Here is a 23,832-nt window from a genome sequence, read left to right as displayed (position 1 = left end):
CCGTGCCAACCGGCTCAGCGCACCGGCTCAGCGCACCGGCTCGCGCAGGGTGACGAATTCTTCGGCCGCCGTGGGGTGAATGCCGACGGTGGCGTCGAACACCGCCTTGGTGGCCCCGGCTTTGAGGGCCACGGCAAAGCCTTGCACGATTTCTCCGGCTTCCGCGCCCACCATGTGCAGGCCCAGCACGCGGTCGCTGCGGCGGTCCACGACCAGTTTCATCAGGGTGCGCTCGGTGCTGCCGCTGAGCGTGTGCTTCAGGGGGCGGAAGTCGGTCCGGTAGATGGCGACGTCGTACCCCCGCTCACGCGCCTGGGCCTCGGTCAGCCCCACGGTGGCCACGTTGGGGTGCGTGAACACGGCGGTGGGAATGAGTTCATAGTCCATGCGGCGCGCCGCTTTGCCGGCCGCCGGGCCGAACAGGTGGTCCACCAGGTGCATGGCTTCGCCCAACGCCACGGGGGTGAGTTGCACCCGGGCGGTCACGTCGCCCAGGGCATAGATGCTGGGCACGTTGGTGCGGTAGTTGGCATCGACCACGATGGCGCCTTGCGCCCCCTGGGCCACGCCCACGGCTTCCAGCCCCAGGCCGGCCACGTTGGGCACGCGCCCGGTGGCGTAGAGGGCGGCATCCACCACCAGGGTGTTGCCATCTTCCAGTTCCACGTGCAAGCCGTCGGCTTGGCGCTGGATGCAGACCACGCCGCTTTGCAGCCGCAGGTCCACGCCGTGTTTGCGCATCTCGTCGGCCAGGAAGTGGCGCACCTCGTCGTCAAAGCCGCGCAAAATCTGCTCGCCCCGGTACAGCTGGGTGACGCGCGAACCCAGCCCGTTGAAGATGGAGGCCAACTCGCACGCGATGTAGCCGCCACCGACGACCAGCAGCCGCTGCGGGAAAGGCTCCAGATCGAACACGTCGTTGGAGGTGATGACGTGCTCGCGCCCCTGGAAATGAGGCACATGGGGCGTGCCGCCCGTGGCAATCAGGATGCGTTCGGCCCGCCAGCGCTGGTGGCCCGGGCTGCCGTCGGCATGCAGGGTGGCCAGGTGGATGGTGTGCGGGTCTTCCAGCCGGGCCCACCCGTGCATCACGGTGACGCCGGCGTTGCGCAGTAGCTGGTCGTAAATGCCGTTGAGGCGGCCAATTTCCCGAGCCCGCTGGGCTTTGAGGGTGGCCCAGTCGAGCCGCGGCTCGGTGCATGCCCAGCCATAGCCGCGGGCTTCGGCAAAGGCTTCGCGGTAGTGGGCCGCGTAGCTGTAGAGTTTTTTGGGGATGCAGCCCAGGTTGACGCAGGTGCCGCCCAGCCCCTCGGTGCCCAGCGCTTCGGCCAGCGCCACGCGCGCGCCACGCTGGGCCGCCATGCGGGCCGCACGTACGCCGCCGCTGCCACCGCCAATGACGAAAAGGTCAAAGTCGAATCCGCTCATGCCTGTGGTCCTTTCTTCGGTTTGCCGTTGCGGCAAAGGTAGGGCTTCAGATAACGCCCGGTGTGGCTGGCGGCGCACTCGGCCACCTGCTCTGGCGTGCCGCACGTCACCACCGTGCCGCCGCCTGAGCCGCCCTCGGGGCCCATGTCGATGATCCAGTCGGCGGTCTTGATCACGTCCAGATTGTGTTCGATGACCACGATGGTGTTGCCCGCATCCCGCAATTGGTGCAGCACTTTGAGCAGCAGTTCGATGTCGGCAAAGTGCAGCCCGGTGGTGGGTTCGTCCAGAATGTAGAGGGTGCGGCCGGTGTCGCGTTTGGACAGTTCGAGCGCCAGCTTGACGCGCTGGGCCTCGCCGCCCGACAAGGTGGTGGCGCTCTGCCCCAGCCGGATGTAGCCCAGCCCCACGTCCAGCAGGGTTTGGAGCTTGCGTTGCAGGGTGGGCACGGCACTGAAGAATTCGTGCGCCTGCTCCACCGTCAAGTCCAGAATCTGGGCGATGTTGCGGCCTTTGTATTGCACTTCCAGGGTTTCCCGGTTGTAGCGCTGGCCGTGGCACACGTCGCAGGGCACATACACGTCGGGCAGGAAGTGCATTTCCACCTTGACCACGCCGTCGCCTTGGCACGCTTCGCAGCGCCCCCCCGCCACGTTGAAAGAAAACCGGCCTGGCCCGTAGCCGCGCTCGCGGGCCGTCGGCACTTCGGCCATCAGTTCGCGGATGCCGGTGAACAGCCCGGTGTAGGTGGCCGGGTTGCTGCGCGGGGTGCGTCCGATGGGGCTTTGGTCCACGTTGATGACCTTGTCGAAGTGCTCCAGGCCCTCGATGGCTTCGTGTGGGGCGGGCTCGTCGTGGCTGCGGTACAGGTGCCGGGCCACGGCGCGGTACAGGGTGTCGTTGACCAGCGTGGATTTGCCCGAGCCGCTGACGCCCGTCACGCAGGTGAACAGTCCGACGGGGAAGTCCACGGTCACGTGTTGGAGGCTGTGGCCGCTGGCGCCGACCACGCGCAGCGCCAGCGGCTTCGGGGGGGGCGAGGCGGTGCCGGCGGCCCGCTGACGCCCCGCGGGCGTGCGGTCGCGGCCGGGCGCGGCGGCGGGCGATGTTTGCCAGGGCGTGCGCCGCGGCGGCACGGCGATGCGCCGCGCGCCGCTCAAATATTGGCCCGTCAATGAGGCGGGGTTGGCCATCACCTCGGCGGGGCTGCCCTGGGCGGTGACTTGCCCGCCGTGGATACCGGCCCCCGGCCCCATGTCGATCACGTGATCGGCGGAGCGGATCATGTCTTCGTCGTGCTCCACCACCAGCACGGTGTTGCCCAGGTCGCGCAGGTGCTTGAGCGTGGCGATGAGGCGGTCATTGTCGCGCTGGTGCAGCCCGATGCTGGGCTCGTCGAGCACGTACATCACGCCGGTGAGGCCCGAGCCGATCTGGCTGGCCAGCCGGATGCGTTGCGCTTCGCCGCCAGACAGGGTTTCGGCGTTGCGGTCCAGGCTCAGATAGCCCAGCCCCACGTCGTTGAGGAACTTCAGCCGCGCGGCGATTTCGCGCACCACTTTGTCGGCGATCTCGGCGCGTGCGCCACGCAGGCGCAAGGCGCTGAAATGGCGCTGCGCGTCGGCCAGTGTCATGGCCGCGATTTGGTGCAGGCTGCGGCGTTGCTCGCCTTCGCCCAGAAAGACGTGGCGGGCCTCTGGGCGCAGCCGTGCGCCGCCGCAGGCCGGGCAAGGCTGGGTGCTGCGGTAGCGGCCCAGCTCCTCGCGCACGGCGGGGCTGTCGGTGTCGCGCCAGCGGCGCTCGACATTGCGCACGATGCCTTCGAAGGGGTGGCGTTTGACGATGCGCTTGCCCGCCGATGCGCCCGATTCCATGGCGTAGTCGAAGGCAATGGCTTCGTCGCCGGAGCCATACAGCAACACGTGCTGCACCGCCGCCGGCAGCTGCTCCCAAGGGGTTTCCGGGTCGAAGTGGTAGTGGGCGGCCAGGCTTTCGATCAGGGCAAAGTAGTAGCCATTGCGGCGGTCCCATCCCTTGATGGCGCCGCTGGCCAGGCTCAGCGAGGGGAAGGCCACGATGCGGGCGGGGTCGAACACCTCGGCGTGCCCCAGGCCATCGCAGGTGGGGCAGGCGCCCAGTGGCGAGTTGAAGGAAAACAGCCGGGGTTCCAGCTCGCTGAGCGCGTATTGGCACAGGGGGCAGGCGAAGCGGGCGCTGAACAGGTGTTCCGTGCCGCTGTCCATCTCCAGCGCGATGGCGCGCCCTTGGCCCAGCCGCAGCGCCGTCTCGAAACTCTCGGCCAGCCGTTGCCGCAGGGCGGCGGCCGCGCGCTCGTCGCCGTCCGCCGCTTCGGCGCGCACCTTCAGGCGGTCCACCACCACGTCCAGGTCGTGCTTGTCGTGTTTGTTGAGCGCCGGCATGTCGGCGGCATCCCACACCCGGCCGTCGAGGCGAAAGCGCACGAAGCCTTGGGTTTGCAGGTCGGCCAGGGTGTCGGCGAATTCGCCCTTGCGGTCACGGGCTATCGGCGCCAGCACCATCAGCCGGGTTTCGGGCGGCAGGCTCAGCACGTGGTCCACCATCTGGGCCACGCTTTGGGCCTGCAGCGGCAAGTCGTGCGCGGGGCAGTGCGGCTTGCCGGCGCGGGCGAACAGCAGCCGCAGGTAGTCGTGGATTTCGGTCACCGTGCCCACGGTGGAGCGCGGGTTGTGGCTGGTGGCCTTCTGCTCGATGCTGATGGCCGGCGACAGCCCTTCGATCAGATCCACCTCGGGCTTGTCCATGAGCTGCAAAAACTGCCGCGCGTAGGTGGACAGGCTTTCCACATAACGGCGCTGGCCTTCGGCATACAGCGTGTCGAACGCCAGGCTGGACTTGCCCGAGCCGCTCAGGCCGGTGATGACCACCAGCGCGTGCTTGGGGATGTCCAGATCAAGGTTTTTGAGGTTGTGGGTGCGGGCGCCGCGCACACTCAGCACGGGGCGGCGCGCGGCATCGCGCAGGTAGGCGCCTGGCGCTTGGGCGGGCGCGGGATCGGAGGGTTCGGAGAGCAGGTCGAGGGCGTTGTCGTTCACGGCTTCAAGGCATGGGGCAACCCTCCATCATAGGCCGTGGCGGGCAGCCGCGCCAAGCCGCTGGCGATGAGGCCGTGGGCAAACCGGGGGTGTGCGTGCGGAAATCGCTGCAAGTGATCGTGTTTTTTGTGGTTCGTGACACAATCGGTTGCTGAATTGCAGGAGCGGTTGATGGCTCAGAAGCGCCCCGCCCGGCTCCGAGGCTTTCGGGCCCATCTCACCCTCTGGCTGGGTGGCCTGTCGTTGGCGGTGATGCTGGCGGTGGGCTATTACCTGGGCAAAATGGCCACCGTCGATCTGACCTTGGCGCAGGGCGAGGCGCTCTATGGCCGGGCCCAGGCTGCCGCCTTGCAATTGAGCAACAGCCTCAAAGAGCGGGAACTGGAAATCGGCTTGCTCAGCCAGGCCCCGCATGTGGCGCGCGGGCATTGGGGCGACCCCGACATCCAGGCTTCGCTGGACCGGCGCCGCATCACGCGCCCCGAATATGCTTGGGTGGCCGTGACCGATGCCCGCGGCACCGTGCGTCAGGCCACCCAGGATGTGCTGCTGGGCGAAGACATGAGCAGCCGGACCTGGTTTCAGGCGGGCCGCCACGGGGTGTTCGTGGGCGATGTGCACGAGGCGCCCGAACTGGCCCAGCTGCTGCCTTACGAAGTCGCTGACGGCGAGGTGATGCGCTTCATCGACGTGGCCGCCCCGATCCGCCGCAATGGCACGCTGGTGGGGGTGGCGGTGGCGCTGGTGCATTGGGATTGGGTTTGGCAGACGACGCAGCGGGCGTTTGCGGTCGATGGCGCGAGCCCGGCGGCGGAGCTGTGGCTGGTGGATCGCGATGGATCTGTGCTCTACCCCAGCCACAGCGCCGGCCTCCAGGTGCTGCCTGGCTGGCCGCGCACCGTGCGCCATCAGGTGGCGCGGTGGGACGATGGGCGCCGCTACCTGACCAGCGTGGCCGCCGTGCCGCCGACCCACGGCACCGAGCTGGGCTGGCGAGTGCTGGTGCGCCAGCCGGTCGAATACGCCTTGGCCGATACCTGGGCCCTGCGCAATCAGCTCATCTTCATGGGATTGCTGGGCGCGCTGCTCATCACCTGGGTGGCCTACCGCACGGCCAGTCGCATGGCCGTGCCTTTGGAGCGGCTGACGGCCGTGGCCCGACAGATCGAGGCTGGCAACCATGCCCCCGTGTTCCCACCGCCGGCCAATGTGCTGGAAATCGACCGGCTGAGCCAGTCCCTGCGCTCCATGACGCAAACTTTGTTGGCGCACGAGCACGAACTGGAGCAAAAAATCCGCCAGCGCACGGAAGCGCTGGAGCAGGCCAATGCCGAGCTCGAACGCCGCGCCACCACCGACCCCTTGACCGGGGTGCACAACCGGCGCCGGCTGCAAGACAAACTCGATGAGCTGATGCGCATTCGCCAGCGCACGGGCCGGGAGTTTGCCCTGTTGATTGCCGACGTGGATCACTTCAAAGCGATCAACGACGGCTTCGGGCACGACGCGGGCGACCGGGTGCTGCAGGCCTTTGCCCGGGTGTTGCAGGCCCAGACGCGAGCCACCGATTTCGTGGCCCGCTACGGCGGCGAGGAGTTCGTGGTGGTGCTGCCCGAAACCCCCGACCTGGCCACGGCGGCGCAGGTGGCCGAAAAAATCCGGCAGGCGGTGGCCGCCAGCACGTTTCCAATGGTGCAAACCGTCACCCTCAGCATGGGGGTGACGGTCAGCGGCGCCTTGGACGAGAGTCCCGACACCATTCTCAAGCGGGCAGACCGGGCGCTGTATCGGGCCAAGGCCGCCGGGCGCAACCGGGTGGAGGCCGTTCCGTCCACCGACGCTGCCCCGTCATGAGCGGCGGCGTCGGCAGGGGCTGGCATCAGGCCAGATCGTAGCGGTCGGCGTTCATCACCTTGGTCCAGGCGGCGACGAAGTCGCGCACGAACTTCTCGCGGTTGTCGTCCTGGGCATAGAGCTCGGCGTAGGCCCGCAGGATGGAGTTGGACCCAAACACCAGATCCACGCGGGTGGCCGTCCACTTCGTCTGGCCGGTGGCGCGATCGACGATGTCGTAGCTGTTGCGGCCCGTGGGCTTCCAGCTGTAGGCCATATCGGTGAGGTGGACGAAGAAGTCGTTCGTCAGCACGCCCACGCGGTCGGTGAACACGCCATGGCGGGTGCCGCCGTGGTTGGTGCCCAGCACGCGCATGCCGCCAATCAGCACGGTCATCTCCACCGCCGTCAGGCCCATGAGCTGGGCACGGTCGAGCAGCATTTCCTCCGGCTTGACGGCGTAGTGCTGCTTTTGCCAGTTGCGAAAGCCGTCGGCCAAGGGCTCCAGCACCGCGAAGGATTCGACATCGGTCTGTGCCTGGGTGGCATCGCCCCGGCCAGGCGCGAACGGCACTTCGATGTCAAAACCGGCAGCCCGCGCCGCTTGTTCGATGCCGAGGTTGCCGCCGAGCACGATCACGTCGGCCACGCTGGCGCCGGTGTCGGCCGCGATTTTTTCGTACACGGCCAGCACCTTGGCGAGCCGGGCGGGCTCGTTGCCCTCCCAGTCTTTCTGCGGGGCCAGGCGAATGCGCGCGCCGTTGGCGCCGCCGCGGAAGTCCGAGCCGCGGAAGGTGCGGGCGCTGTCCCAGGCGGTGCAGACCAGTTCGGGGATGGACAGGCCGGCGGCGGCGATCTGGGCCTTGACGGCGGCCACGTCGTAGCGCGTGTTGCCCGCCGGGATGGGGTCTTGCCAGATCAGGTCTTCGGCCGGGACTTCAGGGCCGATGTAGCGGCTCTTGGGGCCCAGGTCGCGGTGGGTCAGCTTGAACCAGGCGCGGGCAAACACCTCTTCGAAGTATTTCTGATCGGCCGCGAAGCGTTCGGCAATCTTGCGGTACTCCGGATCCACCTTGAGCGCCATGTCGGCATCGGTCATCATGGGCATGCAGCGGATGGACGGGTCTTCCACATCCACCGGCATGTCTTCGGGGCGGATGTTGACCGGCTTGTATTGCCAGGCGCCGGCTGGGCTCTTGGTCAGCTCCCAGTCGTGTTCGAGCAGCATTTTGAAGTAGCCGTTGTCCCACTTCGTGGGGTTCGTGGTCCAGGCGCCTTCGATGCCGCTGGTCACGGTGTCGCGGCCAATGCTGCGGGTGGTGTGATTCATCCAGCCCAACCCCTGCTCGTGTACGTCCGCGCCTTCCGGGGCCGGGCCGAGGTGGGCGGCGTTGCCGTTGCCGTGCGCCTTGCCGACGGTGTGGCCGCCGGCGGTCAGCGCCACGGTTTCTTCATCGTTCATGGCCATGCGGGCGAAGGTCACGCGCATGTCGCGCGCGGTTTTGAGGGGGTCGGGCTGGCCATCGACGCCTTCGGGGTTGACGTAGATCAGCCCCATCATCACGGCGGCCAGGGGGTTTTCCAGGTCGCGCTCACCGCTGTAGCGGCTGCCTTCACCCCCGCTCTTGGCCAGCCATTCTTTCTCAGAGCCCCAGTAGATGTCCTTCTCGGGGTGCCAGATGTCCTCGCGGCCAAAGGAAAAGCCGAAGGTCTTCAGCCCCATGGATTCGTAGGCCACATTGCCGGCCAGGATCATCAGGTCGGCCCAGCTGATTTTGTTGCCGTATTTTTTCTTGATCGGCCACAGCAGGCGGCGTGCTTTGTCGAGGTTGGCGTTGTCGGGCCAGGAGTTCAGCGGCGCGAAGCGCTGGTTGCCGGTGTTGGCGCCGCCGCGGCCGTCGGCCACGCGGTAGGTGCCGGCAGCGTGCCAGGCCATGCGGATCATCAGCCCGCCGTAGTGGCCCCAGTCGGCCGGCCACCAGGGTTGGCTTTGGGTCATCAGGTCGGTCAGGTCTTTCTTGAGCGCGGCCACGTCGAGCTTTTTGACTTCTTCGCGGTAGTTGAAGCCGGGCAGCGGGTTGGTCTTGTGGTCGTGCTGGTGCAGGATGTCGAGGTTGAGGTTTTCTGGCCACCAGGCCGTGGGCGACTGGTCGGCGCGGGCGTTGGCACCGTGCATCACGGGGCATTGGGCGGCGTCGGGGTGTCGGGCGTTCATGGGCATCTCCTGAAGCGATGTGGCGAGCCGTGGGCTCGGGGATGGCGCTGCGCCCGGGGCCGCTGTCAGCGGTCAGGCACAGACCGGCGATGCATTCAGTGTAGTCAGGCCCGTGCGTTTCGTGGGTCGATTTTCGCAATGAGCGCGATAGCCCGAGCCGATGGAACTGGGGCAGCCGCTTTGCCACGGGTGAGAGCTCAGCGGCGCTCAGGCCATGTGCTGGCATCCTCTGCTTCACGGGTATGCTCGCCCAGGCGCGGCGCCGGATGGCGCAGTTGACCCGGGGTGGCGCTGAGCTTGGGCACGATGCCTGGCACCTTCAGGGGCAGGCCGTGGCTGTCGTTCACGGTCAGCACCATGTCTCGGGCCTGGTACTGTGGATCGTGGGCGATGTCGGCAGCGGTGTAGATCTTGCCCACCGGCACCTGGGCCGCATCCAGCACGCGGATCACCTCTTCGATAGGGCGCTGCAGGGTCCACGCCTCGATGGCGGCGTCGAGCTCGGTGCTGCGCCGCGCGCGCCCGTCGTTGCGGGCCAGCGTGGGGTCGTCGGCCAGGTCCGGTCGTCCGATGGCGTGCATGAGCCGCTTGAAGATGCTGTCGCCGTTGCCACCGATGAGCACGTAGCCGCCGTCGGCACAGCGGTAGGCGTTGGAAGGGGCGATGCCGGGCAGGGCGCTGCCGGCGCGTTCTCGCACCACGCCAAAGGCGTCGTACTCGGGCACCAGGCTCTCCATCAGGTTGAACACGCTCTCGTACAGCGCCACGTCGATCATCTGGCCCTGACCGCCCCGGGCGTCGCGGTGGTAGAGCGCCAGCAGCACGCCGATGACGCCGTGCAGGGCGGCGATCGAGTCGCCGATGGACACGCCAGTGCGCACCGGCACCCGGCCGGGCTCGCCCGTGAGGTGCCGTAGGCCGCCCATGGCCTCGCCCAGGATGCCGAAGCCGGGCTTGTGCGCGTAAGGGCCGGTCTGGCCGTAGCCGGACAGGCGCAGCATGATGAGCCGCGGGTTCAGGGCGTGCAGGGTTTCCCAGCCCAGGCCCCAGCCTTCCATGGTGCCGGGTTTGAAGTTTTCGATCAACACATCGGCTTCGGCGGCCAGCCGGCGCACCACGTCTTGCCCCTCGGGGGTGCGCAGGTCCAGACAGACCGAGCGCTTGTTACGCGATTGCACCTCCCACCAGACGGAGGTACCGTTTCTCAGCAGCCGCCAGGTGCGCAGCGGGTCGCCGTCGGGCGGTTCGATCTTGATGACGTCAGCGCCGAAATCGCCCAGGGTCTTGGCGGCAAAGGGGCCGGCGATGAGTTGGCCGAGTTCGAGCACGCGAACGCCTTGCAGGGCTTGTGGGGTCATGGTGTACCTCTGGATCGGCCGCGGTGTTGCAGGCGGTGTTGCACATGGCGCAGCAGGCCATCGCAGGCGTCTTCGACCAGGTCGAGCACATGCTCGAAGCCCTCGCTGCCGCCGTAGTAAGGGTCGGGCACGACGGTGGCGTCGTGGCGCAGGCAGAACTCGGTGAGCCGGCGGATTTTGCGATGGTGCGACGCGGGGGCCATGGCTTCGGCCAGGGCCAGGTTGTCCCAATCCATGCCGAGCAGCAGATCGGCGCGCTCGAAGTCGGCGGCCACCAGCTGCCGCGCGCGCAGGTCCGACAGATCGTAGCCGCGTGCCAAGGCATGGTGCTGCGTGCGTGGGTCGGGGGGCTTGCCCGGGTGATAGTTGTGGGTGCCGGCCGAATCCACCCACACCCGCGACTGCAGCCCGGCCGCATGCAGGCGCTGGCGGAACACACCATGGGCCGTGGGGCTGCGGCAGATGTTACCCATGCAGAAGAAAACGATGTGGAGTTCGGCTTCAGGGTTTGGCATGCGGGGATTGTGCGATGACATAGCGGGTGACGACCGGAGGCTCCTCGCCCACATGGAAAGCCAGCTTGCGTTCGCGCAGGGCCACGTCGCTGGCGGTGACGCGGTCGAAGCGGCGCCGGTGCTCGGTCCAGTTCTCGTCGGTGATGCGCTCGACGAAATGCCCCGGCTCGGCGATGTCTTGCCACAGCTCCCAGTCCAGCGCCCCCATGCGCAGGCGGCTGCGGCGGCTTTCCTGCATCAGCGCCCGGAAATCATCGGCGCGTGCGGGGTCGATGCGGTAATCGATGCAAACCACCACCCGCCCCGGGGGCGGCTCGGTGTCGGCCGAAGGGGGCGACCAGGCCTTGGCCGGCGTTAGGTCCTCGATCAAGCCGCGTTCGCGCACCAAGCGCTGCGCCAGCGTGACGGCGCCAATGCCAGACAGGGCCGCCAGCCCCACGCTCCAATGCACGTCGGTCCAGCCGGCCACATGGCCCCAGAATGCCGCGCCCGCGGCGGCCCCTCCCATGAGGGCCATCTGGTACATCGCCATGCCGCGTGCCCGCACCCAGTCGGGCAGGCTCATCTGCGCCGACACGCTCAGCGAGTTGGCGGTGGCGATCCAGGCCATGCCGGCCAGAAACATTGCCGGTACGGCCGCCACCAGGCTCGGCACGAAGGCCACGATGGCCATGGCCAGAGACTGCAGGGCCGACCCCCACCACACCACCCTGTCGCGCGAGAACTGCTGCCGCAGCCGGGGCAGCAGCATGGCCGAGACGATGGCGCCGCTGCCCATGGTGGCCAGCAGCACGGTGAAGGTGGCGGCATTGCCGCCTTCCATGCGCAGCGCCAGCAACGGCAGCAGCGCCATCAGCGCGGTGGAATGGAAGAAGAACAGGGCGATGTGCAGATACACCACCCGCAGCCGGGGTGACTGGGCCACGTATTGCCAGCCCACGCGCAAGGCGCTGAAAAAGGGCTCACGGCCCAGCGGGCTGGGGGTATGCTCGCGCCTCCAGCGCCAGATGATCACCGCCGACGCACAGGCCAGCGCCGCGTTGAGCAAAAACACCCAGGCGCTGCCCAGGGCCGCGATGATGGCGCCGGCCAGCAGCGGGCCGATGATGCGCGACGCATTCATCGATACCCCGTTGAGCGCCAGGGCCTGCGGCAGCTGCTGGCGCGGCACCAACTCGGGCACGATGGCGGCAAACACTGGCCAGCGCATGGCCAGCCCGATGCCATTGGCAAACACCAGTGCCAGCAGCAGGGCTGGCGTCATCGCATCGAGCAGCAGCACCCCACAGATGGTCAACGCCACGGCCGCGATCCACAGCTGTGTGCCCAGGAAATAGCGCCGCCGGTCCAGCGTATCGGCCAGCGCGCCGCTGGGCAGACCGAGCAGAAACACCGGCAGGGTGGCGGCGGTCTGCACCAGCGCCACCCACACGGGCGAGGGGGCCAGCGTGGTCATGAGCCAGGCGGCGGCCACGTCGTTCATCCACATGCTGACGTTGGCCATCAGCCAGGTCAGCCACAGCAGGCGGAACACCGCGTGCTCGAAAGGGGCCAGGGCCGCCAGCCCCAGCGGCGGGCGGCGTGGCACAGGAGACGGTTCGGACATGGCTGCATTGTCCATATCCGCTGTGGCCTTTGCAGCCGCCAGGGCGTCTATGATGTGCGCATGGCATCACCCCGAGGAGCGACAACCATGAAATGGCTGATTCCGGTGGACGGTTCCGAACTGTCCTTCGAGGCCGTGGCGCACGCGGTCGGCATGGCCCGAGCCGGCCTGGAGACCGAGCTCGTGCTGGTCAATGTGCAAGAGCCGGCCACCGTGTATGAACTGGTCACCCTGCACGATGAGCAAGCCCTGCAAAAAGTGGCCGAGGAAGCCGGCATGGACATGCTGGCCCCGGCGGCCGAACTGGCCCGCGCCGGTGGAGTGCCCTTCATGCAGCGCGTGGTCACGGGCGATCCGGTGCCCATGCTGCTGGAAGTGCTGGAGGCCGAGGGCTGCGACGGCGTGATCATGGGCAGCCATGGCAAGGGACTGGTCGGCCGCGCCCTGCTGGGTTCGGTGTCGCAGAAGATGCTGGAAAAATCCCCCGTGCCTGTGACCTTCGTCAAGCCCGAGCCGCTGGACGAGTGAGCAGGCCCCATCAAGCAACCCCATCAACGACAGGAGGTGTTCTCATGGCTGAATGGATCGAACTGACTGCCGCCGACGGTGTCGTCTGTCCCGCTTACGTGGCCCGTCCGGAAGGGCCGGCGCGTGGCGCCGTGGTGGTGCTGCAGGAGATCTTCGGCGTCAACGCCCACATCCGCGCCGTGACCGATGGCTATGCCGCTGCCGGTTATCTGGCCGTGGCCCCGTCCACCTTTGCCCGCGTGCGCCGGGGCGTGGAGCTGGGCTACACCGAGGCCGACATGCAGGCCGGTTTTGCCCTCAAGACCGAGGTCGAAACGCTGCCACCCCCTGGGGTGATGGCCGACATCCAGGCCGCCATCGACCATGCGGGCCGCGCCTCGGGGGGCAAGGTCGGCATCGTGGGCTATTGCTGGGGCGGCTTGTTGACCTGGCGCAGCGCGTGCCTGCTCAGCGGGCTGGCCGCGGCCGTGCCTTACTACGGCGGCGGCATGACGACCCCCGCCGAGGCCGAGCGCTCACCCCGCTGTCCGGTGCTGGCCCACTTCGCCGAGCAGGATCAGTGGATTCCGATGGACACGGTCGCGGCTTTCCGCGCACGCCAGCCGGGCGTCGAGGTGCACACCTATCCGGCCCACCACGGCTTCAATTGCGACCAGCGCGCCTCTTTCCACGCCCCGTCTGCGCAACTGGCGCGGGAGCGCACGCTGGCGTTCCTGGCCCGTCACGTGGGCTGAGGCGCGGCGCGGGGGCTTCGACCCGGCATGGCCTCATGCTGCTGGCGCAGCCAGGCCGCCAGCTCATGGGCGGGCATCGCCCGGGCATAGAGCCATCCCTGGCAGGCGTTGCAGCCGTGTGCCTGCAGGAAATCGCGTTGCCCGGCGGTCTCCACCCCCTCGGCCACCACCATCAGGCCCAGGTCGTGCGCCATCGACAGGGTGGCGCGCACGATCGCCTCGTTTTCCGGGTTGCCGGGGATGCCCAGCAGGAAAGAGCGATCGATCTTGAGCTTGCTCAGCGGCAGGCGCTTGAGGTAGCCGAGGCTCGAATAGCCGGTGCCGAAGTCGTCGAGCGACAGGCCCATGCCCATTTCCGTGATCGTGTGCATGCGCTCGATGATGTCGCCAGCGGCCTGCACCAGCAGGCTTTCGGTGATTTCCAGCTCCAGCGTCCGGGGGCTGGCGCGCAGGGCCTGCACGGCCGCCTGCAGGTGGTCGAGGAATTGGGGACGGGCGAATTCCGCGGCCGACACGTTGACGGCCACGGTCAGGCCGGCGAAGTGCTCGGCATCCGGGCCTTCGAGCCAGGCGTCGATCTGCCGACAGACTTCTCTGAGCACCCATGGGCCCAGCAGCTCGATGACGCCACTGTCTTCCGCGATGGGGATGAAGGTGGACGGCGGCACCGGCCCGAGCGTGGGGTGGTTCCAGCGCAGCAGGGCTTCGAGGCCCATGACGCGGCCCGTGGCCGTGTCGATCTGGGGTTGATAGACGAGCGCAAGCTCTTGCGCGCCGGGTTCCAGGGCCATGCGCAGCCCGGTTTCCAGGGCAAGCCGTTGGGAAACGCGCTGGTGCATGTCGGCGGTGAAAAATCGCCACTGGTTGCGTCCGGCCGCCTTGGCGGCGTACATGGCGGTGTCGGCATGGCGCAGCAGCTCCTCCACCGTCTCCCCATGCGCCGGGAACATGGCCACGCCCAGGCTGGCCGTGACCTTGACCTGCATCCCTTCCAGCATCACTGGCATGGACAGCACGCGCGAGATCTTGCGGGCCACGGTGGCCGCCCCCTCCTGGTCGCGCAGCGCAGGCAGCAGCACCACGAACTCGTCGCCACCGATGCGGGCCAGCACGTCGCGCGAGCGCAGACACTCGTGGATTCGGGCGCTGATCGTCACGAGCAGCTGGTCGCCCTGGGTGTGGCCCAGGCTGTCGTTGATGTGCTTGAAGCGGTCCACGTCGAGGAAAACCACGCCCACTTGCTTGCCGGCCTCGCGCGAGGCCGCCAGCGTGGCTTCGGCCCGTTCCGTCCAGAATGCGCGATTGGGCAGGCCGGTGAGGGCGTCGTAGTGGGCCATTTGGGCCAAGGTGGCGTTGCTGTGGGCCAGTTCCTGGGTGCGCTCCTCCACCAGCTTGGCGGTGCGCCGGCCCACGCCGGTGATGACGAGCAAAAAGGCGCCCAGAATGGCCACGGCCACCAGCCCCGTGATGGAAGTGGCCCAGGCGCTGTTCTGCCCGGCCAGCCCCCAGAATGCCGGGCCGGCCTGCAGGCGCAGCGTCCATTCACGCTGGCCGATGCGCAGCGGCCAGCTTTTGATCCAGCGTTGCTCCTGGACGCTGGTCAGCGGTGCCTGCTCGCAGCCCGCAGGGCCGGCCAGGCGTTGGTTGTCCGGCGGCGCGGCGGGGTCGAACAGGCACAGCTGCATCTGCTGTGGATCGATGGGGCCCAGCACCGCCTGCAGCGCGTCATCGAGCCTGAACACCGACGACACCACGCCTTTGAGCTGGCGGGGGCCCAGGTGGCTGGGGTCATCGGCATGCGGTTGCCCGAACACGGCCAGGTACATCACCACGCCACGCTGCTCGCCCGTTTCCTGCACCAGCCGGATGCCTTCGGTCACTTCCGCCCGCCGGCTTTGCACCGTGGCCGCCACCGCAGCCGCCGTGGCCGGCAGCATGCTCACATCCAGGCCCAGGACGGGGCGGTTGGTCTCCAGCGGAGACACCCAGGTGATGGGCAGATAGTGCGGCGCCACCGGCGCGGGGGTGGTGCGGCCTTCCTGATCCCGCCCCAGGATCACGAAACCGGGCATGCCGGAGTCGGCCACGCCTTGCTCGAATGCCTGTCGCTGGGCATGGGGCACCAGCGGGCTCCAGCCGAAGTTTTGGGTGCCGGGGTAGCGGCGCAGCCAGGGCTGCGTGGCGGATTCGAAGTCCGCCTGGCTCATGCGCGGCGCCAGCTCCATCAGTTTGGCGATGGCTTCGACGCTGTCGGTTTGGGCGTCGAAGCGGCGTTGCAGGCGTTGCGCCAGGTCCGATCCCGTTTTGTCGAACTGCTCATGGAGGGCGCGCTGATGGCTGCTGTTGATCTGCTGAAACATCACGCCAATCAGGCCCATGGCCAGCACCATCGGCAGCGCCACCGTGAGCAGGTGCGGGCGCCACGCTTCGGCCGGCTGGCCGCAGCACACCAGCAGCAGCGGCGTGAACAGCACGGCGCCCAGGGCGTCGCCCAGCCACCAGGTGAACCAGGCGCCGGGCAGTTCTCGCCAGGGAATCACGCCGTCGAAGGTCAGCGTGGGCACCGACAGGGTGGGGTTCACCATCGAGCCCAGGGGCAGGCAGACGAACATCAGCATCACCACCTGCAATGGCTGGTCCAGCGCCGAGGGATAGCCGATGCGGCGCCGTATCCATGCGGCCGTCACCCACGCCTGCAGCGCCGCGCCCAGGGGTGCGATCCACACCACCCAGCCCCACGACAGGCCCGCCTGCTGATGGGCCAGCCCTTGCACCGCCATGGCGCCCAGCCACACCCCGGGCAGCACCCGATTGCCGTGCACCAGCACCGCTCCCACCGCGATGCCGGCGGCGATGAACAGGACCGAGATGTAATCCGGCGGGATGGCCGCTTGCAGTGACAACCAGCCGCCGATGGCATAAGCCAGCGCGGTCAGCAGGTTGGGCAGCAGATGGGGCATCGTGGGCGGACGGGCGAGGGCGGATCGAAACTTGCGGACTGTAGCATCGATCGGCCGCCTCTCCCTGCGGGTTCCCCCGAAGGTGGCATCAGCCCGACAGATGGCCCAGGGGCAGCGCGCCTGCCGTCTTGACCTCGCCCAGCGAGAAGCTGGTGTGCAAGTCTTTCACGTTGGGCAGGTTGATCAGCCGCTGCAAGGCCAGCCGCGAGAAGCTGTCGAGGTCTGGCGCCACCACTTCCAGCTCGAAAGTCCCTGCCCCGCTGATGTAGTGGCAGGAAATCACCTCCGGCAATTGGCGGATGGCCTCCTCCAACGCGCGGGTGGCGTCGCCGGTGTTGCGCTCGGCATCCAGGCGCACGAAAGCCAGCACCCCCAGGCCGACCTTGCGCCGGTCCAGCACCGCCCGGTAGCCCGTGATGTAGCCCGCCTGCTCCAGCGCACGCACCCGGCGCCAGCATGGCGCGGGCGACAGACCCACGCGTTGGGCCAGTTCGGCGTTGGTCAGGCGGCCATCGGCCTGCAGATGTTGCAGGATGGCCAGGTCGAACTTGTCAAGCGTTTCCATGATAGGGTCAATTATGAAAGATTCTTTCTGTATGGGGGTTGTCCCGGGCGCGAAAAGCAAAGACATTCCAGCCCAGAGGGCATACACTTTGCGGTACTTTCCATACACGTGTCCGCGCGCCAGCGATCCTGGCTTGCGGATCCTGGCCCCGCCACCCGCGGGTTCCGTCACAGCACTGGCCCACCGGCCGTCACATCGCAGGAGACAACCATGAATGCGCCCTTGCCCGAGCACATCCGCCGCGCCCTGGAAACCGTCACGCTGGATGACAAATACGCCCTCGAACACGGACGGGCTTTCATGAGCGGGGTGCAGGCCCTGGTGAAGCTGCCCATGCTGCAACGCCAGCGCGATGCGTTGCAGGGCAAGAACACGGCCGGTTTCGTCAGCGGCTACCGTGGATCCCCGTTGGGGGGCTATGACCAGGCCCTGTGGAGCGCCCGCAAGCATTTGCAGGCCCAAAACATCGTGTTCCAGCCCGGCGTCAATGAAGAGCTGGCCGCCACGGCGCTGTGGGGCACGCAGATGCTGGGCTTTGCGCCCGCGGGCAGCAACAAGTTCGATGGCGTGTTTGGCATCTGGTACGGCAAGGGGCCGGGCGTGGACCGCTGCTCCGATGTGTTCAAGCACGCCAACATGGCGGGCACCACGCCGTGGGGCGGCGTGATCGCGGTGGCCGGTGACGACCACGTGGCCAAGAGCTCCACCGCCGCGCACCAGAGCGACCACATTTTCAAGGCCTGCGGGTTGCCGGTGTTCTTCCCGGCCAGCGTGCAAGAGATCCTGGACCTGGGCCTGCACGCTTGGGCGATGAGCCGCTTTGCGGGCGTGTGGGCTGGCATGAAGACGATCCAGGAGGTTGTCGAATCCAGCGCCACGGTGGACATCGATCCGCACCGGGTGCAGATCGTGCTGCCCGAATTCGACATGCCGCCGGGCGGCGTGCACATCCGCTGGCCCGACTCGGCGCTGGAGCAGGAAGCCCGGCTCATGGATTACAAGTGGTACGCGGCGCTGGCCTATGTGCGGGCCAACCGGCTCAACCACAACGTCATCGAGGGGCCCCACGACCGCTACGGCATCATCGCCAGCGGCAAGGCTTACAACGATCTGCGGCAGGCCCTGCACGACCTGGGGCTGGATGAGGCCGCCTGCCGGCAGCTGGGCATTCGCGTGCACAAGGTGGCGGTGGTCTGGCCGCTGGAGGCGCAGATCACCCGCGCCTTTGCCACGGGGCTGCGCGAAATCCTGGTGGTGGAGGAAAAGCGCCAGGTCATCGAATACCAACTCAAAGAGGAGTTGTACAACTGGCGCCCCGACGTGCGGCCGGACGTGCTGGGTAAGTTCGACGAAATCGAAGGCGACCACTCCGGCGGCGAATGGTCGGTGCCCAATCCGAGCGCCCACCAACTGCTGCGCGCCAACGCCGACCTGACGCCGGCCATCATCGCGCGGGCATTGGCCAAACGGCTGAAAAAGCGCGGCCTTCTGCCCGAAGGCAGCGACATCGCTGCCCGCGTCGATGCCCAACTGGCCATTCTGGAAGCCAAAGAGCGCTCCTTGCAGGTGCTGCAGGCCCAGACGCCGCAGGCCGACCGGTTGCCGTGGTTTTGCAGCGGCTGCCCGCACAACACCAGCACCCAGGTGCCTGAGGGCTCGCGTGCCATGGCCGGCATCGGTTGCCACTTCATGACGATCTGGATGGACCGCGGCACCTACGGGTTCACGCAGATGGGAGGCGAGGGCGTGCCCTGGGTGGGGCAGCAGCCCTTCAGCCACGAGCAGCACATCTTCGCCAACCTGGGGGACGGCACCTACTTCCACAGCGGCCTGCTGGCGATCCGGCAAAGCATTGCGGCCGGCGTCAACATCACCTACAAGCTGCTGTACAACGATGCCGTGGCCATGACCGGTGGCCAGCCCGTGGGTGAGCGGCCGGAAGGCCACAGCGTGCTGCAAATGGCACACAGCCTGCGGGCCGAAGGGGTGCGCAAGATCACCATCGTCACTGACGAGCCCGAGAAATACCGCGGCGCCCACCACACCACCATCGGTGGCGCCACGTTGACCCTGCCCGAAGGCATTGCCGTGGAGCACCGCGATGCGCTCGACCGCATCCAGCGCGAATTCCGCGAGATCCCGGGCACCACCGTCATCATCTACGATCAGACCTGCGCCACCGAAAAACGCCGCCGCCGCAAGCGCGGCACCATGGCCGATCCGGCCAAGCGTGTGGTCATCAACGAAGCGGTGTGCGAAGGTTGCGGCGACTGCGGCGTGCAGAGCAACTGCCTGAGCGTGGAACCGCTGGAAACCGAATTCGGCCGCAAGCGCGCCATCAACCAAAGCACCTGCAACAAGGACTTTTCCTGCACCCGTGGCTTTTGCCCCAGCTTCGTCACCGTCGAGGGCGGGCAATTGAAGAAAAAGGCCAAAGGGGCGGCGGCGCCCACGCCGGCCAGCCTGGGGGCGCTGCCCGATCCGGTGCTGCCCAGCGCCGCGCAGGCCTGGGGCATCGTGGTGGCCGGGGTTGGGGGCACCGGGGTCATCACCATCGGTCAACTGCTGGGGGTGGCGGCCCATCTGGAGGGCAAAGGCATCGTCACGCAAGACGCCGCCGGTCTGGCGCAAAAGGGCGGCGCCACCTGGAGCCATGTGCTGATCGCCGATCGCCAGGAAGACATTCTGACCACCCGCGTCAGCATGGCCGGGGCCGACCTGGTCATCGGCTGTGACCCGATCGTGGCCGCGGGCAAGGAAACCACCCTGCGGATGTTGCAGGGACGCACCCATGTGGCGCTCAACACCCATGCCACGCCCACGGCGGCCTTCGTCAAAAATGCCGGCTGGCAAAACCCGGCGGAGCAATGCGTGGCCGCCATCACCCAGGCCGTGGGGATCGAGGGCGTGGGCGCCTTCGATGCCGACGCCATGGCCACCCGCCTGATGGGCGACAGCATTTTCATCAACCCCATGGTGCTGGGCTACGCCTGGCAGCGTGGCTGGATTCCGCTGCGGCACGAATCGCTGATGCGGGCCATCGAGCTCAACGGGGTGGCGGTGGAGCAGAACAAGGCCGCTTTCGAGTGGGGGCGGCAGGCCGCCCATGACTGGGCCAAGGTCAAGGCATTGCTGGCGCCGGCCCAGGTCATCGAGTTCAAGCCGCGCGACACCCTCGACAGCCTGGTGCGCCGTCGCGTCGCCTTCCTGACCGACTATCAGAACGCCGCCTACGCGCAGCGGTACGAGGCGTTCGTGCGCCGCGTCCAGCAGGCTGAAGCCGCGGCACTCGGCGCGGGCAAGTCCGCGCTGGCCGAGACCGTGGCGCGGCAGCTGTTCCGCCTCATGGCTTACAAGGACGAGTACGAAGTCGCTCGCCTCTACACCGATGGCAGCTTCCGTCAGAAACTGGCCGAGCAGTTCGAGGGCGACTACACCCTGCGCTTCCACTTGGCGCCGCCGCTGCTGGCCAAAAAGAACGACAAGGGCCAACTGGTCAAGCAAACCTATGGGCCGTGGATGCTCAAAGCCTTCGGCCTGCTGGCCAAGCTCAAAGGCTTGCGGGGGACCGCGCTCGATGTGTTTGGCTACACCGAGGAGCGGCGCACCGAGCGCGCCCTGATCGGCGAATACATGGACCTGATCGAAGAGGTGATCGGCCGGCTCGATGCCGAGCGCCATGCCTTGGCGCTGGAGATCGCCCAGGTGCCAGAGCTCATCAAAGGCTTTGGTCACGTCAAGGAACGCAACCTGCGTGCCGCGCGTGAGCGCTGGCAGGCCCTGTTGGCGCGTTGGCGCCAGCCCGGCGAGCGCGCCACCGACGGGCAGCGCCAGGTGGCCTGACCCCCGGTCAGGATGGGCGCCCGATCCGTTTTACACTATAAATTTTGCTGCAAAAAATGAATCCTCAGCAGCTTCTCTACCGCAAAGGCAGGACGCCCACCCTTGGGACCCGCCTTCGGCGCATACGGCTCGATGAGTGCGACCAACTCTGCCCACGGCACCACACGGTCCATCTGTTCCAAAAACGCACGCTTGCGGGTGCGCTTGGTGCGCAGCTCAAAGCCCGTATACATCGGCGCCTGAAGACTCATCTGCTTCATGTCGCTATTGTCCCATCCCGGCAGTCTGGCAGGAAGGTTTTGCAGACCTTCCCTAGCCAGATGCCAGCGCATCGTGAATCTTGCGTACCTGCTCGGCATATTCTGGTGGCTCGACAGTAAAGTTGCGTGGCCGCTTCTCACGATGCGACCAGACCCTCGACCACCCCTTTATAGATGCAGGGCCTTTGCGATAGACCGGATTGAGGAACCCACCAATTACTGTTGCATCTCGCACCCGAACCACGCGCCTCCCAGACTGTTGAACTGCTTCGAGTAGGACTGCGGGGGACGATCCTTCGGGGATCGGACTTCCGCCCCAAGAGCAGATCGCATACACGACACCGTCGTCCCACAGCACCAGCGGTCCGGCGACAACGCGGCAGGCTTCTCCTGACAACAAGGCAGATGCCATTCGTATGCAGGCGCGGTCGATTTCCTGCGTGTCACTCTCGGCAGCTTTGCTGAGCTTTTCATTCGCGGCATCTAAAGCGAGCTTCGTGGCGTGCACAGTCTCGGTTAAGGCGGCGATCTTTTCCCGCAGACCCACTCGATCATCAGCAGTTCTCTCGATGAATTCGTCTAGATCCTTGATGCGTTGAATGTCACGAATGACCGCTTGCCGGATAGCGCGATCAGCTTGCTTTTCAAGCTTTCGGATGAGTTTTCTGCCGTGCGCCGAGGCGGAGCGCACAGTACCTACCTTGATCCACCCTAAGTGGTAAACACCACTTATCAGGAACCCTTCCCAAAAGGTGGAGCTGAATTCGATACCGAGTCGCTCACAAAAATCGATGACGCTGACAATCGGCGACGCCCCGTCTTCAGGGGTCAATTCGATGCCGAACTCAGACGCAAGCGATGAGAGTCTTTCAAATTCGACCACAAGTGGCTGAAGCCAATCTGCGAATTGATCCGGCCGATCGTCTCCGTGGCAAACAAGCACCATGCCGCGTCGGCGCTTGCCAATCTCTGGGTAGTCGTCGTCTGAATTGCTCATGGCTGTCGCAGATCAATGCCTCAAAAGGGAGCTCGGTGCCGCGTATCCGGCACTTGCCGGCTTACCTCGGCGCTCTGAGGTTTTGCAAGGTACGGCGCTATTGCTTCTTCCTCTATCGCTTGAGGCGGCGGCAGACCGACGCCGAGCGATATGTTGCAAAGACTGATTCGATGCATTGGATGGAGCAACTGCACCCAAGTCGGTAGCTCGCCAAACCGACGCAAATATGAAGATTTTTTCGCCTGCCACGCCATACCAGTGGCCAACGGAAACTGGTAAGTAATCTGCTGCCCATTGTCCACAGCCACCACTTCACCGAACTGTCCCCCCGAAAGGCGATCCCTCGCGGCAGACTGAAGCAGTTCCCGAATTTGCTCGATCAAACTCATACATTGACCCACGCCAGTTGTTGCATCTGAGGGTGTTCAGCGGCAAGCATGGCGACTATGGCGGTCATGGTTTTACAGATTACGAATGCCGTGGCTCATCCGATGAGCTTGAGGACTGCAGGAATCTACCGATGGCACCTTGAATTTCGACCAGGCGGGTGCGCTCAATACAGGTTCGTGACTTCACCCGCTTTTCCTCAGGGTTCTTTGCGCTCAGCAACTGCGTCATGATGACCAGTTCGACCAGCCAGGGTTGCGCTTCGATGGTCTTGATGTTGAGCGTCTCGATATAGGAGTCAGACGCTGACAGGACACACTCGATTTCCGTTTGTGTTGGTCGATGTGCTTCTTGAACGTTGGACATTAATCACTCCTCTTTAGCCGCTTTGACGATGCGTCGGGGGCGGCAATCTGGATCAAATTCCCCCGGTCTAGATGCGTTATGCGGTCAGACCAAACCATGGGTTACCTCAAGACGATGAGTTGTGGCACACCATCGGCGCCACACCATACGATCGCGTTTTGTTCGAATCGCTCACCCAGCGTCTTGGCCGCTTCGAGATCCAAGCCCAGGACAAGGAAGCTCTCTTCGCCTGGCCAGTTGTTCGACGGATGCTGGCCGATGCCCTCGACGAATGTCAGACTACGGCGGGTCAGTTCTGCCCCCAGCGACGTCTGCCGCTCTCGGTTTTCAGGTTCACTAACCGCTCGGCTGAATGGGTTGCAGCCCGTGAGAAATGCGGCACAGTTCACATTGTGGCGCGCGTACAAAGACAACAAGTCTGGACTTACCTGTCCGATTTGCAGAACGAAGGGCACCTCGCCATGCACGCGGTAGTGAGTCTCCAGGTAGGCCTGGATGGTGACGGAATCAATAACGGAATCTGAAAACAAGAAAGCCCTCCGATCTGGAGGGCCGACGCTTCCCGCTTGGTTGCTCCGGATGGAGCCACATTCGCTTTCGCGATCCACCTTGCCCGGGTAGGCAGGTTGGCGTGGGCGTCGACCCAACTCAAAATGTTGAGTTTATGTTAGCACACCTTTTAGAGGCTCCATGTCGTTTCGTGTGGAAAGCAACACCGTCACTGGGGCATCGCCGGCGCGAACGGGCTGGCCGGCAGGTGCTTGAGCTTGGACATGCGCAGGTAGGCGATGGCGATGAAGTTCTGGCTCGTCCTGAAGCCGCGCGCGGCGCGCTTGGCCTGCTGCAGCAGCCCGTTCATCGCCTCGACGAAGGCGTTGCTGCGGTGATCGACCATGCCGCGCACCACCGCGTCGAACCGCTCCTTGAGCGTGGCGGCCAGCTTCTTGAACGGCTCGAGCCGACAGCGCCGCGCCCAGCTCAGCCAGGCCCTGAGGTCGGATGCGGCCTGTTCGATGCTGTTGTGCGCTGTGGCCCGTGCGTACACCTCGCGCAGCGCCATCTTCAGCCGCTGCCTGAGCGTCTTGCGGCCGCCAGCGCCCAGCGCGGCTCGCACCGCCTGCGCGTCGGTGGCCATCTCCGCGCGGCGCACCTGGTCCATCGCC

17 protein-coding genes, 1 pseudogene and 1 riboswitch are annotated in these 23,832 nt (G+C 66.4%); of the genes and pseudogenes, 4 read left to right on the top strand and 14 right to left on the bottom strand.

The window, feature by feature from the left end:
• Positions 1 to 27: 27 nt before the first annotated feature.
• Positions 28 to 1,428: a glutathione-disulfide reductase gene (gorA, locus tag DFR43_RS13000; protein WP_133599391.1), complete on the bottom strand. Its 1,401-nt coding sequence runs from the start codon at positions 1,426 to 1,428 to the stop codon at positions 28 to 30.
• Entirely contained in the window at positions 1,425 to 4,502 is a 3,078-nt protein-coding gene (gene uvrA / locus DFR43_RS12995) for an excinuclease ABC subunit UvrA (RefSeq protein WP_425471100.1), read from the bottom strand. Before uvrA ends, gorA begins: the two co-directional genes overlap by 4 nt.
• Positions 4,503 to 4,673: 171 nt before the next feature.
• Here uvrA and DFR43_RS12990 point away from each other — a divergent pair, with 171 nt between their 5' ends.
• Positions 4,674 to 6,356 carry a sensor domain-containing diguanylate cyclase gene (locus tag DFR43_RS12990; RefSeq protein WP_133599389.1) on the top strand — a complete coding sequence of 561 codons (1,683 nt, stop codon included), beginning with the start codon at positions 4,674 to 4,676 and terminating at the stop codon, positions 6,354 to 6,356.
• 25 nt (positions 6,357 to 6,381) lie between these two features.
• Here the strand turns inward: DFR43_RS12990 and katG are convergent, their stop codons facing one another.
• The 4 genes from katG to DFR43_RS12970 form a co-directional block, all read right to left on the bottom strand.
• Positions 6,382 to 8,550, bottom strand: coding sequence for a catalase/peroxidase HPI (gene katG, locus DFR43_RS12985; protein WP_211338668.1), 2,169 nt, complete (start codon positions 8,548 to 8,550; stop codon positions 6,382 to 6,384).
• A 197-nt stretch (positions 8,551 to 8,747) separates the two neighbouring features.
• A complete protein-coding gene (locus DFR43_RS12980; protein WP_133599384.1) occupies positions 8,748 to 9,908 on the bottom strand; it encodes a CaiB/BaiF CoA transferase family protein in 1,161 nt (386 codons plus the stop codon).
• On the bottom strand, positions 9,905 to 10,423 hold the full coding sequence (locus tag DFR43_RS12975; protein WP_133599382.1) for a low molecular weight protein-tyrosine-phosphatase: 519 nt from the start codon (positions 10,421 to 10,423) through the stop codon (positions 9,905 to 9,907). The genes DFR43_RS12980 and DFR43_RS12975 overlap by 4 nt, the downstream gene beginning before the upstream one ends.
• Entirely contained in the window at positions 10,410 to 12,044 is a 1,635-nt protein-coding gene (locus tag DFR43_RS12970) for an MFS transporter (RefSeq protein ID WP_133599380.1), read from the bottom strand. Before DFR43_RS12970 ends, DFR43_RS12975 begins: the two co-directional genes overlap by 14 nt.
• A gap of 72 nt (positions 12,045 to 12,116) precedes the next feature.
• Here DFR43_RS12970 and DFR43_RS12965 point away from each other — a divergent pair, with 72 nt between their 5' ends.
• Together DFR43_RS12965 and DFR43_RS12960 are read left to right on the top strand one after the other, a co-directional pair.
• Positions 12,117 to 12,557: a universal stress protein gene (locus DFR43_RS12965; protein ID WP_133599378.1), complete on the top strand. Its 441-nt coding sequence runs from the start codon at positions 12,117 to 12,119 to the stop codon at positions 12,555 to 12,557.
• Positions 12,558 to 12,601: 44 nt separating this feature from the next.
• Positions 12,602 to 13,291, top strand: coding sequence for a dienelactone hydrolase family protein (locus DFR43_RS12960; RefSeq protein ID WP_133599376.1), 690 nt, complete (start codon positions 12,602 to 12,604; stop codon positions 13,289 to 13,291).
• Here DFR43_RS12960 and DFR43_RS12955 read toward each other — a convergent pair.
• Positions 13,279 to 16,251, bottom strand: a complete 2,973-nt coding sequence (locus DFR43_RS12955) for a bifunctional diguanylate cyclase/phosphodiesterase (protein ID WP_133599374.1) — start codon at positions 16,249 to 16,251, stop codon at positions 13,279 to 13,281. The two genes, DFR43_RS12960 and DFR43_RS12955, sit on opposite strands and share 13 nt — an antisense overlap.
• 88 nt (positions 16,252 to 16,339) lie before the next feature.
• The gene (locus DFR43_RS12950; RefSeq protein WP_133599372.1) at positions 16,340 to 16,816 is read right to left on the bottom strand and encodes an Lrp/AsnC family transcriptional regulator; all 477 of its coding nucleotides are present in this window, start codon (positions 16,814 to 16,816) and stop codon (positions 16,340 to 16,342) included.
• A gap of 210 nt (positions 16,817 to 17,026) precedes the next feature.
• On the opposite strand from DFR43_RS12950, the gene DFR43_RS12945 reads away from it, so the two are divergent.
• Positions 17,027 to 20,659 carry an indolepyruvate ferredoxin oxidoreductase family protein gene (locus DFR43_RS12945; protein WP_133599370.1) on the top strand — a complete coding sequence of 1,211 codons (3,633 nt, stop codon included), beginning with the start codon at positions 17,027 to 17,029 and terminating at the stop codon, positions 20,657 to 20,659.
• Between the two features lie 44 nt (positions 20,660 to 20,703).
• Here the strand turns inward: DFR43_RS12945 and DFR43_RS12940 are convergent.
• The 6 genes and pseudogenes from DFR43_RS12940 to DFR43_RS12915 all read right to left on the bottom strand — a co-directional run.
• Positions 20,704 to 20,919, bottom strand: a pseudogene (locus DFR43_RS12940) (transposase); the annotation flags it as partial.
• 52 nt (positions 20,920 to 20,971) lie between these two features.
• Entirely contained in the window at positions 20,972 to 21,916 is a 945-nt protein-coding gene (locus DFR43_RS12935; protein ID WP_133599368.1) for a hypothetical protein, read from the bottom strand.
• A 20-nt stretch (positions 21,917 to 21,936) separates the two neighbouring features.
• The gene (locus tag DFR43_RS12930; RefSeq protein ID WP_133599366.1) at positions 21,937 to 22,305 is read right to left on the bottom strand and encodes a hypothetical protein; all 369 of its coding nucleotides are present in this window, start codon (positions 22,303 to 22,305) and stop codon (positions 21,937 to 21,939) included.
• A gap of 79 nt (positions 22,306 to 22,384) precedes the next feature.
• Positions 22,385 to 22,669, bottom strand: coding sequence for a hypothetical protein (locus DFR43_RS12925; RefSeq protein ID WP_133599364.1), 285 nt, complete (start codon positions 22,667 to 22,669; stop codon positions 22,385 to 22,387).
• A 101-nt stretch (positions 22,670 to 22,770) separates the two neighbouring features.
• Positions 22,771 to 23,199: a DUF3293 domain-containing protein gene (locus tag DFR43_RS12920; RefSeq protein ID WP_133599362.1), complete on the bottom strand. Its 429-nt coding sequence runs from the start codon at positions 23,197 to 23,199 to the stop codon at positions 22,771 to 22,773.
• A gap of 26 nt (positions 23,200 to 23,225) precedes the next feature.
• Positions 23,226 to 23,331, bottom strand: a riboswitch (SAM-I-IV-variant riboswitch).
• A 56-nt stretch (positions 23,332 to 23,387) separates the two neighbouring features.
• On the bottom strand, positions 23,388 to 23,832 hold a 445-nt coding region (locus tag DFR43_RS12915; RefSeq protein WP_164499755.1), incomplete at its 5' end, for a transposase.

This window comes from Tepidicella xavieri, assembly GCF_004363315.1.
Taxonomy (GTDB): Bacteria; Pseudomonadota; Gammaproteobacteria; order Burkholderiales; family Burkholderiaceae_C; genus Tepidicella; species Tepidicella xavieri.
Note: the sequence above shows the minus strand (reverse complement) of the source record. Positions and strands in the feature narration are given on the sequence as shown.

Excerpts from the sequence above, each read along its gene's own strand:
- gorA (WP_133599391.1), bottom strand. The coding sequence starts at position 1,428 with ATGAGCGGATTCGACTTTGACCTTTTCGTCATTGGCGGTGGCAGCGGC.
- DFR43_RS12990 (WP_133599389.1), top strand. The coding sequence starts at position 4,674 with ATGGCTCAGAAGCGCCCCGCCCGGCTCCGAGGCTTTCGGGCCCATCTC.
- katG (WP_211338668.1), bottom strand. The coding sequence starts at position 8,550 with ATGAACGCCCGACACCCCGACGCCGCCCAATGCCCCGTGATGCACGGT.
- DFR43_RS12980 (WP_133599384.1), bottom strand. The coding sequence starts at position 9,908 with ATGACCCCACAAGCCCTGCAAGGCGTTCGCGTGCTCGAACTCGGCCAA.
- DFR43_RS12975 (WP_133599382.1), bottom strand. The coding sequence starts at position 10,423 with ATGCCAAACCCTGAAGCCGAACTCCACATCGTTTTCTTCTGCATGGGT.
- DFR43_RS12970 (WP_133599380.1), bottom strand. The coding sequence starts at position 12,044 with ATGGACAATGCAGCCATGTCCGAACCGTCTCCTGTGCCACGCCGCCCG.
- DFR43_RS12965 (WP_133599378.1), top strand. The coding sequence starts at position 12,117 with ATGAAATGGCTGATTCCGGTGGACGGTTCCGAACTGTCCTTCGAGGCC.
- DFR43_RS12960 (WP_133599376.1), top strand. The coding sequence starts at position 12,602 with ATGGCTGAATGGATCGAACTGACTGCCGCCGACGGTGTCGTCTGTCCC.
- DFR43_RS12955 (WP_133599374.1), bottom strand. The coding sequence starts at position 16,251 with ATGCCCCATCTGCTGCCCAACCTGCTGACCGCGCTGGCTTATGCCATC.
- DFR43_RS12950 (WP_133599372.1), bottom strand. The coding sequence starts at position 16,816 with ATGGAAACGCTTGACAAGTTCGACCTGGCCATCCTGCAACATCTGCAG.
- DFR43_RS12945 (WP_133599370.1), top strand. The coding sequence starts at position 17,027 with ATGAATGCGCCCTTGCCCGAGCACATCCGCCGCGCCCTGGAAACCGTC.
- DFR43_RS12935 (WP_133599368.1), bottom strand. The coding sequence starts at position 21,916 with ATGAGCAATTCAGACGACGACTACCCAGAGATTGGCAAGCGCCGACGC.
- DFR43_RS12930 (WP_133599366.1), bottom strand. The coding sequence starts at position 22,305 with ATGAGTTTGATCGAGCAAATTCGGGAACTGCTTCAGTCTGCCGCGAGG.
- DFR43_RS12925 (WP_133599364.1), bottom strand. The coding sequence starts at position 22,669 with ATGTCCAACGTTCAAGAAGCACATCGACCAACACAAACGGAAATCGAG.